The organism is Paraburkholderia sp. GAS206C (assembly GCF_050435645.1).
Taxonomy (GTDB): Bacteria; Pseudomonadota; Gammaproteobacteria; order Burkholderiales; family Burkholderiaceae; genus Paraburkholderia; species Paraburkholderia phenazinium_B.
Map to the genome: position 1 here is coordinate 60,486 of NZ_JBNDKR010000002.1, position 13,939 is coordinate 74,424.

Here is a 13,939-nt window from a genome sequence, read left to right on the forward strand (position 1 = left end):
TCAATCCGGCCGATTCCGCATCCAGTCGGCGGTATCAAAGAACGAGTGCAGCAGGCGCTCACGCAGCGGCTCGTCCAGTCCCACGTCCTGCATCGCCCACGCCATACACCGCAGCCACTGATCGCGCTCACTCGAAGCAATCGCAAACGGCAGATGCCGGGCACGCAGACGCGGATGGCCGAAGCGGCTGATGTAATGGTCCGGGCCACCGAGCCAGCCGCATAGGAACCAGAAGAACTTGTCGCGCGAGCCGTCGAGGGTCGGCGGATGCAGCGCGCGGATCCCCGCGAATTCGGGCTCGAGGTCCATCAGGTCGTAGAAACGGTCGATGAGTTCGCGCACGCGCGTCTCGCCGCCCACCAGTTCGAAGGCCGTCGGTTGCGCCGGCGCTTCGTTGATCGGATCGGTCATACGGTCAACTGCTATCTGCAAAAGGAATCGAAGAAAGAACTACCCGGTTACTGCCGCTCAGGTATCACGCATCACGCAGCGATTGCAACGCGGGACGGGCCAGCACATGACGCAGGCTCAACCAGCCGCCGACACCCGCGCAAGCGATGCCTGCTGCGATACCGGCAGGCAGCAGCCATGGGTCGAAGTTCAGGTAGAAGAAAAACACCCGCGTCGCGAGTTGCCAACCCACCACTTCAGCGCCTGCCGCCGCCATCAGCCCGGCCAGCGCCCCTACCGCGACGAACTCCGCCACCTGCACGGCGCGCACCTGCCGATGCGACGCACCGAGCGCGCGCAGCAGCGCGGATTCTCGCATACGCTCGTCGCGCGTGCCCGCGAGCGCCGCGTACAGCACCAGCACACCCGCGGCGAGCGTGAAGGCAAACAGGAACTGCACCGCGCCGATCACCTGCTCCAGCATGCGTTGCATCTGCGCGAGAATCGGGCCCACATCGATGGCCGTGAGATTCGGATACGCACCGATCAGACCATCGATCGTCGCGCTCTTCTCAGGCGGCAAGTGGAAACTCGTGATGAAGCTGGCCGGGAAATCCTGCAACGCAGCAGGCGGCATCAACACGAAAAAGTTGACCTTGAACGAACCCCAGTCGAGCTTGCGGATGCTCGTTACCGGCGCGTCGATCTGCAAACCGGTTACGTCGAAGCGCAGCGTGTCGCCAGCCTTCACGTGGATCGTTTTCGCGAGTCCTTCCTCGATCGAAATCTGCGGCGCCTTCGTGTCGCCGTACCACTTACCCGCGACGATCCGGTTGTCGTCGGGCAGACTCGTCGTGTACGACAGGTTGAATTCGCGGTCGACGAGGCGCTTGGCATCATCGCTCTTGTACTGGTCCGGATTGATGGGCTTGCCGTTGATCGCAATCAGCCGCCCGCGCACCATCGGCGAGAGCGCCGCATCGGTCACGTCGTGGCTCTTGAGGTACTGCGTCACCCCTGCACGCTGGTCGGGCTGGATGTCGATGATGAACCGGTTGGGTGCGTCGGGCGGCGTCGATTTGCGCCAGCCGTCCACCAGATCGTTGCGTGTCATTGCAATCAACAGCAGACACATGAGGCCGATACCGAGTGCCGTGATCTGCAACGCGCTGGCGCTGCTGCGCCGCTCGAGCGAGGCCAGCGCATAGCGCCAGCCAATGCCGGCATTGACGCGTTCGCTCCGCACGATGCGCGCGGCGCCCCACAACGCGAGACGGGCGATCAAGGCAAAAACCAGCAGGCCGCCGGCAAAGCCGCCAGCGACGATCCCTCCCAGCTTTACTTCGCCGGCCGCCACGATCAGCAGTGCGGCGAACAGCACGATTCCCAGGGCATACGCGGCCCATGCCGTGCGCGCCTCCTCGCCCCATTCGCGGCGCAGCACGCGCACCGGCGGCACACGCGTCAACGGCAACAACGGCGGCAACGCGAAGCCGAGCAGCAGCACGAGACCTGCCGCAATCCCCTCGACCGCGGGCCACGCGCCCGGATACGGCAGCACTACGTCGATCAACGTGCCCAGCCAGCTCAGCAACGCCAGATGTCCCGCATAGCCAAGCAGCACGCCGATTGCTCCGCCAAGCAGGCCGAGTCCAAGAAACTCCAGCAGAAATAGCGAACGCAGCGTGCGCTGACTGACACCGAGACAGCGCATCGCCGCGCAGCCATCGAGATGGCGCCGCATGTAGCGGTGCGAAGCCATCGCAATCGCGACCGCCGCCAGCATCGCGGTGAGCAGCGACACCAGGGTCAGAAAATGTCCCGCGCGATCGAGCGTTTCGCGCACCTGCGGCTGACCGTCCTTCAGCGATTCGAGGGCGACGCCGCGCATCTTGCCGTCATCGACGCGAGCATGAGAGAAAGCCGCAAACTTCTCCACCGCCGGGCGCGCACCCGCCACCAGCAACCGGTACGTCACGCGGCTGCCGAACACGATCAAACCGGTGGACTTGAGCTCATCGTCACGCAGCATCAACCGTGGCGAAAAATTGACAAAGCCGAAGCCGCGGTCCAGTTCACGCGTGATGATCGCGGCGATCGTGAACGTGCGGTTGCCGACCCTCACCGTATCGCCGACATGCACCTTCAACGCGTCGAGCAGCGCCTGATCGACCCACACCGTGCCGGGCGCGGGAATCCCTCGCGCCTCGTGATCGGGCGCGTTCGGCGCAGTCGTAATGCGCAGCGCGCCACGCAGCGGATACGCCGATGTAACGGCTTTGAGCGCCGCCAGCCGCGAGACCGGCTGGGCGCCCATCGTACTGATCATGCTGGGGAAAATGGCGGTGTTCGCCATCTGCAGGCCAAGCGATTTGGCCTCGGTGCTGAATTGCGGATCGACGGGATGATCGGAGCGCACGATGAAGTCGGCGCCGATCATTCGCCGCGCATCGCGCTCAAGCCCCAGATGTAATCGGTCGGCGAGAAAGCCGACGCTCGAGAGGGCCGCCACGGCCAGCACCAGCGCCAGCAGCAGCATCGTCAACTCGCCTGCGCGCCAGTCGCGGGCGGTCATCCGCACGGCCTGACGCACCAGATCGCCCCCGCTAAAACGACGCCCCGGCGCGGCGCGGACGACGGCCGCTGGCGGCGCCGGCGATACTCGTGCCGAATCGCTCAATCGTGCCGACTCCTGGCGAAGCGCGACACCATATGGGTCGCCATGCCGCGAAAGCCGCCCTGCACGCCGCGCCACAGACGCGGCAACACCCAGGCCGCCAGCATCAGAAAGCCGACCATCAGCAGCAGGAACAGCACCGGGACGAAGAGCGCCAGCAACAAACCGCCGAACACGAGCCCATCCTCGGCGGTCGAGGTCACGATGTTCGAAACCGGCTCAGGCGAGAGGTTGATCAGCGCGCGCGTACCAGCCTTCGCGAGATGCGCGGTACCGGCCAACGTACCGCCGGCGAGCGCCGCCACGGTCAGCAGCGCCGGATCGGCATGGCCGAGCGCACCGGCAGCCAGCACGGCACCGGCGGGAATCCGGATAAAGGTGTGAATCGCGTCCCAGAGGGAATCGAAAGCAGGAATCTTGTCGGCCAGAAACTCGGTGACCGTCAGCACAGCCGCCACCCCGATCACCCATGGCGAGGCCAGCACGGACAAGGTATCGGGAAGATGGACGAGACCGAGGCGCGCAAACACGCCGGCTAACAGGACGGTCAGATAGAGACGGAGGCCACTGCCCCAGGACAGGCCCGCCGCTAGCGAGAGAGGTTCAAGCATGGCAGCCTCCAGGCACGTTGCGCGTGCCGGGCGCTTCTGCCACTGCGGACACCCGCTGCAGCGAAGCTGTCAGACCCACGCCAAGCCGGGCGCGGGACAGATTAAATTGAGATCGACTTCATTATAGCCACGTTAATTCGCAGACCGCAGAGCAGACTGCAATTTCAGGCTCTAGTATCCGCGAAAACCGGCTATAGACTGCAAAACGAGCAGTCAGGGGGCCGTTTTAATGGCCGGAGGAGAGTTTGAGTCCGATCAGGCCGATCACAATCAGGGACGCGCTGGCCACCCGCGCCACCGTCAACGCTTCGCCCATTATGACGATGCCAAAAATAAACGCGCCCACCGCGCCGATTCCGGTCCACACCGCGTAGGCGGTGCCGAGCGGCAACTGGCGCATGGCGATGGCGAGCAGCGCAAAGCTGCCGAGGGAAGTCACGACCGTGAACACAGACGGCCACAGCTTGGTAAAGCCTTCGGAGGTCTTGAGACCGGCCGCCCAAGCGACTTCGAGCAAACCGGCAATCAGCAGAAGAAACCAGGACATGAAACGACTCCATGATTCAGATGGGGCCGTCCCCGTTCGATGCAGATGCGCAAGGTCGTCCTTACGATCTGTAATTATATCAAGATTGGGCGCTCCTATGCGGCCCCAACCAGCCGGTATCCGACCCCCGTCTCGGTAACGATATGTTCCGGCTGCGCCGGGTCGCGCTCGAGCTTCTGCCGCAAATGGGCCATATAGATGCGCAGATAGTGATGGCTCTCCACATGCGACGGCCCCCACACATCGCGCAGCAACTGCCGGTGCGTGAGCACCCGGCCGGCATGCCGCACCAATGTGGCAAGGAGCCGGTATTCGATCGGCGTCAGATGGATCGCAGCGCCGTCGCGGCTCACCTGCCGCAACGCCAGGTCGACCGTCACCGCCCCGAAATGCACTTGCGGTGATTCATTGGCGCCGCCCTGGTTGCGCCGGCGCATATGGGCGCGAATCCGCGCCAGCAACTCCGACACGCCAAACGGTTTGGTCAGATAGTCGTCGGCACCGGCGTCGAGCGCGGCCACCTTTTCGGTCTCCTGGGTTCGCGCCGACAGCACGATCACCGGCAGGTCGCTCCAGCCGCGCAGTTCGCGGATCACGTCGAGCCCGTCGGTATCGGGCAGGCCGAGATCGACGATCACGAGGTCGGGCTTGCGCGTCGCGGCTTCCACGAGCCCTTGCTTGCCGGTCTCGGCGTCATGGACGACGATACCCTCGCCTTCCAGCGAGGCACGCACGAAACGGCGAATCTGTTTTTCGTCTTCGATCAGGACGACGGTGATGCTCGGGTCACTCATGGGTAGGCTTTGAAGTCTGCTTGGGGTACGGCTCGGGGGACATCCCCTCGTCGTTATCTTCCTGCACGTCGGGCGCAGGCGGGGGCGTCTCCACGGGCAGATTGAACCAGAAGCGCGCGCCTTCGACATGGCCGTCGCGCGCCACCCGGTTCATTGCGCCGATAGTACCGCCATGGGCTTCGACAATGGCCCGGCAAATCGCCAGGCCCAAACCGATGCCAGGCTTGGCCGACTCTTTCTCGCCGCGGGTAAATTTCTCGAACACGCGCGCTTCCATGCCGACGGGCAGCCCTGGGCCGGTATCGTCGACCGTCACACGGACGAACGGCTTGCCGTCCTCATCGATGACGTCTGCACCGATCGTGAGCGGGGTGTCGGCCGGCGTGTACTTCGCTGCGTTCTCGAACAGGTTCGAGAAGAGCCGCTCCATCAGCACTGCGTCGAGTTGCAGCAGCGGCAGGTCCGGCGCCAGTTTCACCTGCACCGGGTGTTTCGCAAGCACGCGGCGGCATGCGCGCAGCGCAGCGCCCACGGTTTCTTCGAGCAGCGACCACTGGCGGTTCAGTTGCAGACCGCCCGCCTGCAAACGCGCCATGTCGAGCAGATTGGTGACGATGCCGGTCATGCGCAGCGCCTCCTCGTGGATCGCTTCCACGAGTTCGTCGCCAGGCTGCTTGACCGCCTGGCCTTCGCGGGTCTGCGCGAGCATCGACGAGAAGCCGACAATCGTCGTCAGCGGCGTACGCAGATCGTGCGAAATGGCCGACAGCAACGAATTGCGCAAGCGCTCCGACTCCATGTTGACGAGCGCGTCGCGCGCGATGTCGACGTAGTGCACCCGCTCCACGGCGAGCGCGATCTGCGCGGCAAACGCGTCGAGCATGCGCTGCTGCTCCGGTACGGCAAGCTCACGCTCGTCGCGCATCACCACCGCCAGCACGCCGCGCGTACGCATCGGCGCCTTCAGCGGCAAATACAGTGCAGTGGCGGCCGGCAGCGTATCGGTGCCATGACCGGCCGGCTTCTGCTGGTCATACACCCACTGTCCGACGTCGATATCGAGCGATTCGCCTTCGAGCGTGATCGCTGCATCCGGATCTTCGATCTTCTGCTTCACCTGATCCGCGCTATCCGGCAACAGGATCGCGACGCGCGCGCCGAACACTTCGCTCACATGGCGGCTGCCGATGCCGACGATCTGCTCCATCGTCAGCGCCGCGGCCAACTCGCGCGCCATCGCGTACATGGCGCCAGTGCGCTGTTCGCGCCGCCGCGCGACGCTCGCCTCGCGGCGCAGGCTCGACGTCAGGTGGCTGATCACCAGCGAGGTCAGCAGCATGCCGAAGAAGGTCAGCAGATACTGGGTGTCGGACACCGAGAACGACATGCGCGGCGGCACGAAAAAGTAATCGAACGCCGCCACGCTGACAAACGACTGCACCACGCCCGGCCCGCGTCCCAGTTTGACCGCGGTGAAGATCACCCCGAGCAGGTACAGCATCACGAGATTGGTCAGGTCGATATGGGCGAACAGCTGGCTCGCCACCGCGGTGATGCCCGCGCAGATCGCAAGTGCCCAACCATACGCACCCGGCGGCGAACGCCGTTCGCGAGCCGCGGAAAGCGCCTCGCGCCACGCGTTCACGCCTTCGTCGGCGATCGTGCGGCGTTCGAGGCCGTCGCGTTCCGACGACGCGCGAATCAAGGTCAAGTCGAGATCGCCGGCCTTCTCCGCGATGCGATCGCCAAGCGGGCGGCGCAGCAAGCGCGCTACACCGATACGCGCGGACGCTCCTGCTACCAGCTTCGAGACGTTGCGCACGCGCGCATAACTGATCAATGCGGAGACCGCATCGGCGCCCGCGAGCGTGGCGGTTTCCGCGCCGAGTTCGGCGGCAAGCCGCAACGCGTTGAGCGTGCGCTCGCGACGCGCTTCCGGCAGCCGTTGCAGCTTCGGTGTCTCGACATACACGGCCAGCCAGTCGGCTTTCAGACTGGAGGCAAGACGGGCCGCGGCGCGCACCAGAATCGGCGCTTCGGGACCTGGGCCCACGCACACCAGCAGCCGGTCGCGCGCCTGCCAGATACGTTGAATCGAACGATCGGCGCGGTACTCACGCATCTGCGCATCGACCCGGTCCGCCGTGCGGCGCAGCGCCAGTTCACGCAGCGCAATCAGATTGCCTTTGCGAAAGAAGTTGCGCACCGCGCGCTCGGCCTGCTGCGCCAGATAAACCTTGCCGTCGCGCATCCGGTCGAGCAGTTCCTCGGCCGGCAAGTCGACCAGCGTGACTTCGTCGGCACGGTCGAACACGCGGTCAGGCACCGTCTCCCATACGCGGATGCCGGTGATCTGTCCGACCACGTCATTGAGGCTTTCAAGGTGTTGAACGTTGACCGTCGTGTAGACGTCGATGCCCGCATCGAGCAGTTCGTAGACGTCCTGCCAGCGCTTCAGATGGCGTGCGCCCTGCACGTTCGAGTGCGCGAGTTCGTCGACGAGAATCAGTTGCGGCTTGCGGGCGAGCGCGGCATCGAGATCGAATTCTCCGAGCTTGCGGCCGCGGTATTCGATATGCGCGAGCGGCAAAACCTCGAGCCCTTCAAGCAGCGCCGCGGTCTCGCCACGGCCATGCGTTTCGGCGATGCCGACCAGCACATCCACGCCTTCGTCGCTGCGCCGCTTTGCGGCCTGCAACATCGCGTACGTTTTGCCCACACCCGCCGACGCACCGAAGAATATCTTCAGCTTGCCGCGCTGGCGTTTTTCTTCGTCGCGTTGCAGCTTGTCGAGCAACTCGTCTGGATCGGGTCGGTTCATGCGGTGTGGTTAGTTATGGTTCTGTTCTGTTCTGTTCGATCATACAGCGCGCTCTACAAAAGCCAAAGACGGCGCCAAACCAGCCGCCGTCCTTGTCACGACTACAGACTTAGCCTTGATGCGCAGCGTCGAGTGCGAGATTGAGCTCCAGCACGTTGACGCGTGCTTCACCGAGCACGCCGAACTGACGGCCGCTGGTGTAGCGGTCGACCAGCGCCTGCACGTCGTTCGGCGACATCTTGCGCGCCTTCGCGACACGGTCGATCTGGTAAGCCGCCGCAGCCGGGCTGATTTCCGGATCAAGGCCGCTACCCGACGAGGTCACGAGGTCGACCGGAACCGGCTTCGACATATCGGTACCCGCCGCCTTCAACGCGTCGAGACGGCCTTTGACTTCATCCGACAACGCCGGGTTGGTCGGTCCGATGTTCGAGCCACCCGAACTCGTCGGGTCATACGGTTTCGGACTAATGGCCGACAGACGGCCCCAGAAGTACTGCGGCGCATCGAACTGCTGGCCGATCAGCTTCGAGCCGACCACCTTGCCGTTCTGCTCGATCATGCTGCCGTTGGCCTGGTCGTGGAACGCAGCCTGGCCCACGGCCGTCATTACAGCGGGGTAAGCGAGTCCCGTGATCGCCGCCAGCACGACAAAGATCACGATAAGCGGACGAAAAAGTTTCATGATTGGCAATCCTTGTAGACGCAGCCGGCAGCCCACGCCGCCGGCCGCTGCCTGTTAAACCCAGCCGAACGCGGCCAGTACCATGTCGATCAGCTTGATGCCGATAAACGGCACGATGATCCCGCCCAGGCCATATATCAGCAGATTGCGGCGCAGCAGAATCGAAGCACCGAGCGGCCGGTATTTCACGCCCTTCAGTGCCAGCGGAATCAGCAGCACGATGATCAGCGCGTTAAAAATCACCGCCGACATGATCGCCGAGGCCGGCGTCGCCAGATGCATCACGTTCAGCGCGTTCAGCGCCGGATACGTCGTAGCGAACGCAGCTGGAATGATGGCGAAGTATTTGGCGACGTCGTTGGCAATCGAGAACGTCGTCAGTGAGCCGCGCGTCATCAGCATCTGCTTGCCGATTTCGACGATCTCGATCAGCTTGGTCGGGTTCGAATCGAGGTCGACCATGTTGCCGGCTTCCTTCGCCGCCTGCGTGCCGGTATTCATCGCCACTGCGACGTCGGCTTGCGCCAGTGCCGGGGCGTCGTTGGTACCGTCACCGGTCATCGCCACCAGCTTGCCTTCGGCCTGGTGCGCGCGGATCGTCGTCAGCTTGGCTTCCGGGGTGGCTTCCGCCAGGAAGTCATCCACGCCTGCTTCGGCTGCAATCGCGGCTGCCGTCAGACGGTTGTCGCCCGTCACCATGACGGTCTTGATCCCCATCTTGCGCAGCTCGGCGAAACGTTCCTTGATGCCACCCTTGACGATGTCCTTCAGCTCGATCACGCCAAGGACGCGTGCACCGTGCTCACCCTTCTCGGCCACCACCAGCGGCGTGCTGCCGCGGCGTGCCACTTCGGCTACCGCGTTGTTCACTTCAGCCGGATAGCGGCCACCGTTTGCTTCGACGTAGGTCTTGACGGCGTCGGCCGCGCCCTTGCGGATTTCGCGGCCAGGCAGATCCACACCGCTCATCCGCGTTTGCGCGGTGAAGGCGAGGAAAGTTGCCTGCAACGAAGCCATGTCGCGAGCGCGGATGTTGAAGCGCTGCTTGGCGAGCACGACGATACTGCGGCCTTCCGGCGTTTCGTCAGACAACGACGACAGTTGCGCAGCATCGGCAAGCGCTTCTTCGGTCACGCCCGGCGCCGGCACGAAGGTCGAAGCCTGACGGTTACCGAGCGTGATCGTGCCGGTCTTGTCGAGCAGCAACACGTCGACATCACCGGCCGCTTCCACCGCACGGCCCGACGTCGCGATCACGTTGGCCTGCATCATGCGGCTCATACCGGCCACACCGATGGCGGACAGCAGGCCGCCGATCGTGGTCGGAATCAGACACACCAGCAGTGCCACGAGCGCGGTGACGCTCACCACCTGGCCAGCCTTGGCGGCTTCGACGGAGAAGATCGAGAACGGCAGCAGCGTCGCGGTAGCGAGCAGCATCACGATCGTCAGCGCGACCAGCAGAATCGTCAGTGCGATTTCGTTCGGCGTCTTTTGACGCTTCGCGCCTTCGACCATCGCAATCATGCGGTCGAGGAAGGCTTCGCCCGGATTCGCCGTGACGCGCACGACGATCCAGTCGGACAGCACGCGCGTGCCGCCGGTCACCGACGAGAAATCGCCGCCCGATTCGCGGATCACCGGTGCGGATTCGCCGGTAATTGCCGACTCGTCCACCGATGCCACACCTTCGATCACTTCGCCGTCAGCCGGGATCACGTCGTTGGTTTCCACCAGTACGACGTCGCCCTTGCGAAGATCGGAAGCCGTCATGATGCGGATCGGCGACTTCGGATGCGGCTCGTTGAGCTTTTTGGCCATCACGTCTTTCTTCGCACTGCGCAGCGACGCAGCCTGGGCCTTGGAACGGCCTTCAGCAAGCGCTTCCGCGAAGTTGGCAAAGAGCACCGTGAACCACAGCCACAGCGACACCGCGAGGATGAACCCCGCGGGCGCTTCGGCCTGGCCGCCCAGCGCGGCGATCCAGAGGATCGTCGTCAGAATGCTGCCGACATACACGCAAAACATCACCGGGTTGCGAAACTGGGTGCGTGGCGTGAGTTTCTTGAATGAGTCCACGATCGCCGGACGCACTAGCGCCGGATCGAACATGGACCGCGTTGCATTATGTTCAGTCATTGAAGCCTCGTTTTTTCCTGGTTGCCCGGATCAATGGCCGGCGATCATCAACAGATGTTCGACGCCTGGGCCAAGAGCGAGCGCAGGCACGTACGTCAGTGCGCCGACGAGCAGCACGGTGCCAAGCAGCAGCACCACAAACAGCGGACCATGCGTAGGCAGCGTGCCGCCGGTGACAGCCAGGCGTTTCTTGGCTGCCAGCGAGCCGGCAATCGCCAGCACCGGCACGATCGTGCCGAAGCGGCCAAACCACATCGCGATCGCCGTCAGCCAGTTGTAGAACGGCGTATTCACCGACAGTCCCGCGAACGCGCTACCGTTGTTGTTTGCAGCCGAGCTGAACGCGTAGAGAATTTCCGAGAAGCCGTGCGGCCCGGGGTTGGCGATACCTGCCTTGCCCGCATCGCTCAGCACTGCGATCGAGGTCCCCACGAGCACCAGCAGCGGCGTGAGCAGCACGACGATCGACACCATCTTCATCTCATACGCTTCAATCTTCTTGCCGACATATTCAGGCGTACGACCGATCATCAGGCCTGCGACGAACACGGCGAGCAGCGCGAACACGAGCATCCCGTACATACCGGAGCCCACACCGCCGAAGATCACTTCGCCCAACTGGATCAGCAACATCGGGTAGAGGCCGCCGAGCGGGGTCAGCGAGTCATGCGTGTTGTCGACTGCACCGCACGACGCCGCCGTCGTGGCGACCGTAAAGATGCCCGACTGCGCGATGCCGAAGCGCGTTTCCTTGCCTTCCATGTTGCCGCCCGACTGCAGCGCATTGGCGGACTGATCGACATGCAGTGCGGTAAAGGCCGGGTTGCCTGCCTGCTCGGCGCTGATTTCACCCACCACACAGGCGGTGAAGGCAATCGTCATCACGGCAAGTACGGCGATACCCTGCCTGCGGTCCGCGATCATCCGTCCGAACACCAGAGCCAGCGCCGCGGGAATGATAAGGATCGCGACGATCTGCAGGAAGTTGCTGAACGGCGTCGGATTTTCATACGGATGCGCCGAGTTCGCGTTGAAGAAGCCGCCACCGTTGGTGCCGAGCATCTTGATCGCTTCCTGCGATGCCACCGGGCCCATCGCGATAGTCTGCGTCGTCACCTTGGTGTCGACCGTCACCGCATTACCCTTCGCATCCTTCACCGGGTTGCCTTGTGCGTCGAGCTTCGGCGCGGCATAGGTAGTGGTTTGCAGGGTCGGCACGTCCTGATATGCCTTGAAGTTCTGGATCACGCCCTGGCTCATCAGCAACGCGGCGATGATGGCCGCCATCGGCATAAGCACGTACAGCGTTGCCCGTGTGATGTCGACCCAGAAGTTACCGATGGTCTGCGCCGTGTGCCGCGCAAAGCCACGAATCAGCGCGATCACCACGGCGATGGCTGTGGCTGCGGACAGGAAGTTCTGCACCGTGAAGCCAAGCATCTGCGTCAGATAGCCGGTGGTCTGCTCAGGCGTGTAATCCTGCCAGTTGGTGTTGGTGACGAAGCTGACAGCCGTATTGAAGGCGCTGTCGACCGACATCGGACCGAACTGCTGCGGGTTGCCTGGGAGCCAGCCCTGCACGCGCAATATCAGGTACAGGAATAGCGTGCCGAGCGCATTCAACGCGATGGTGGCGATCGCATAATGCTTCCAGCTCATCTCGGCCGACGAATCGACGCCGGCGATGCGATACAGCACACGCTCGAGCGGACCGCCGAAGCGGACCACGCGGGAGGTGCCATCCATCACGCGCGTGATATAGCGCGAGACCGGTACGGCGAGTGCAAGCAGCACGACCAGATAAATGACCGTTTGAAGGACATTGTTCGAGTTCATTCAATGTCCTCCGCGCGCAGCAGCGCATAGACCAGGTATATGAAAAGCAGCGCAGTGGCTGCGCCCGATAACCACAGAATCCAGGTCATGAGCGTGCTCCCTGGCCACGCCGGAACTGCATCAACTTCTCGCAGCCGGCAATCAAAGCAAAGGTCAGCGCTGCAAATAGCACCATCCCCCCGACATACAGCACATCCATTTGTGTTCTCCAGTAGCGGACTTTGGATGGGTAGAACGTTATGCCGATCGGCGTAAAGTCCTGGTCAAAGATGGCAGGGGCGATGTAAAAAATGTGTAAACGAAAAAGGCCGTTCCGGTGTGGCTGGAACGGCCTGGCGCGCGTGGGGGCTGGCTTTTACGGCGGAGAGACCATGCTCGTGCGGAGCGTGGTGCGGCGCGGAATTTTTATGGCGCCGCTATTACACCTTGATGCGGACTGCGGCTACGGCAGCAGCACCGTCGAACCGGTGGTGCGGCGGCTTTCCAGTTCGGTGTGCGCCTTCCCGACTTCGGACAGCGGATAGCGCTGGTTGATGCTGGTCTTGACCTTGCCCGACACCAATACGTCGAACAGCTCCGCCGACATCGCCTCGTAATCGCTCCGCTTACCGATGTACGTAAACAGGGTTGGCCGGGTGAAGAAGAGCGACCCGCGTCCGGCGAACTCGGAGGAATCGATCGGCGGCAGCGGACCCGACGCATTGCCGAAGCTCACGAACAGGCCGAGTGGTGCGAGGCAGTCGAGCGAGGCGGTAAACGTGTCCTTGCCGATCGAGTCGTAGACAACCGGCACGCCCGCGCCGTTGGTGATCTCGCGCACGCGCTTGGTGAAGTTCTCGCGCGTGTAGACGATGGGGTGATCGCAGCCATGCGCTTTGGCGATCTCCGCCTTTTCGTCCGAGCCGACCGTGCCGATCACCGTCGCGCCCAGCGCCTTTGCCCATTGGCACGCCAGCAGGCCGACGCCGCCAGCAGCCGCCTGGATCAGGATCGTGTCGCCTGCCTTAACCGGATAGGTCCGCCGCAACAGATACTGCGCGGTCAAGCCCTGCAGCATCACCGAGGCGGCCTGCTCGTAGCTCAGCGCATCCGGCAGCTTGACGACCTGAACCGCGGGCAACACGCGCTCCTGGGCATAGGCGCCCGGCGGACGCGCCACATACGCGACCCGGTCGCCGCTCTTCAGACCCGTCACGCCGGCGCCCACCGCCGTGATCTCGCCGGCCGCTTCCATGCCGAGACCGCCCGGCAGCGGCAAGGGGTACAAACCGGTACGGAAATAGACGTCGATATAGTTCAGGCCGACCGCATGCTGCCTGATGCGGATCTCGCCATTACCCGGTTCCCCTACCTCGACATCGACCCACTTCATCACCTCGGGGCCGCCTGTCTTATCGAAACGAATTGCCTTGACCATGATGTTTCCTGTCGACGTACAA

The 13,939-nt window shown here is 63.6% G+C and carries 12 protein-coding genes; all 12 read right to left on the reverse strand.

All coding sequences use genetic code 11. The features are described from left to right. A complete protein-coding gene (locus P3T20_RS04675) occupies positions 1-411 on the reverse strand; it encodes a group II truncated hemoglobin (protein WP_074265332.1) in 411 nt (136 codons plus the stop codon). Positions 412-475: 64 nt separating this feature from the next. Then, positions 476-2,965: an ABC transporter permease gene (locus P3T20_RS04680; RefSeq protein WP_429286662.1), complete on the reverse strand. Its 2,490-nt coding sequence runs from the start codon at positions 2,963-2,965 to the stop codon at positions 476-478. 101 nt (positions 2,966-3,066) lie between these two features. Beyond that, positions 3,067-3,678 carry a DUF4126 domain-containing protein gene (locus P3T20_RS04685; RefSeq protein ID WP_074265334.1) on the reverse strand — a complete coding sequence of 204 codons (612 nt, stop codon included), beginning with the start codon at positions 3,676-3,678 and terminating at the stop codon, positions 3,067-3,069. Between the two features lie 226 nt (positions 3,679-3,904). Beyond that, on the reverse strand, positions 3,905-4,225 hold the full coding sequence (gene sugE / locus P3T20_RS04690) for a quaternary ammonium compound efflux SMR transporter SugE (protein ID WP_074265335.1): 321 nt from the start codon (positions 4,223-4,225) through the stop codon (positions 3,905-3,907). Between the two features lie 95 nt (positions 4,226-4,320). Next, on the reverse strand, positions 4,321-5,019 hold the full coding sequence (gene kdpE / locus P3T20_RS04695) for a two-component system response regulator KdpE (RefSeq protein ID WP_074265336.1): 699 nt from the start codon (positions 5,017-5,019) through the stop codon (positions 4,321-4,323). After that, positions 5,012-7,840 carry a DUF4118 domain-containing protein gene (locus P3T20_RS04700; protein ID WP_429286227.1) on the reverse strand — a complete coding sequence of 943 codons (2,829 nt, stop codon included), beginning with the start codon at positions 7,838-7,840 and terminating at the stop codon, positions 5,012-5,014. Before P3T20_RS04700 ends, kdpE begins: the two co-directional genes overlap by 8 nt. 109 nt (positions 7,841-7,949) lie before the next feature. Then, positions 7,950-8,528: a potassium-transporting ATPase subunit KdpC gene (gene kdpC, locus P3T20_RS04705; protein WP_143787615.1), complete on the reverse strand. Its 579-nt coding sequence runs from the start codon at positions 8,526-8,528 to the stop codon at positions 7,950-7,952. 51 nt (positions 8,529-8,579) lie between these two features. Continuing rightward, positions 8,580-10,664 (reverse strand): potassium-transporting ATPase subunit KdpB, encoded by a 2,085-nt coding sequence (gene kdpB / locus P3T20_RS04710; RefSeq protein ID WP_429286228.1) that lies wholly within the window; start codon positions 10,662-10,664, stop codon positions 8,580-8,582. Between the two features lie 30 nt (positions 10,665-10,694). Continuing rightward, positions 10,695-12,500, reverse strand: a complete 1,806-nt coding sequence (gene kdpA, locus P3T20_RS04715) for a potassium-transporting ATPase subunit KdpA (protein ID WP_429286229.1) — start codon at positions 12,498-12,500, stop codon at positions 10,695-10,697. Beyond that, the gene (gene kdpF, locus P3T20_RS04720) at positions 12,497-12,589 is read right to left on the reverse strand and encodes a K(+)-transporting ATPase subunit F (protein ID WP_074265341.1); all 93 of its coding nucleotides are present in this window, start codon (positions 12,587-12,589) and stop codon (positions 12,497-12,499) included. Before kdpF ends, kdpA begins: the two co-directional genes overlap by 4 nt. Next, positions 12,586-12,699 (reverse strand): hypothetical protein, encoded by a 114-nt coding sequence (locus P3T20_RS04725; protein ID WP_063495261.1) that lies wholly within the window; start codon positions 12,697-12,699, stop codon positions 12,586-12,588. The genes kdpF and P3T20_RS04725 overlap by 4 nt, the downstream gene beginning before the upstream one ends. Before the next feature lie 243 nt (positions 12,700-12,942). Beyond that, complete coding sequence (locus tag P3T20_RS04730; RefSeq protein ID WP_429286230.1) at positions 12,943-13,917, reverse strand: quinone oxidoreductase family protein; 975 nt, start codon at positions 13,915-13,917, stop codon at positions 12,943-12,945. Between the last annotated feature and the right edge of the window lie 22 nt (positions 13,918-13,939).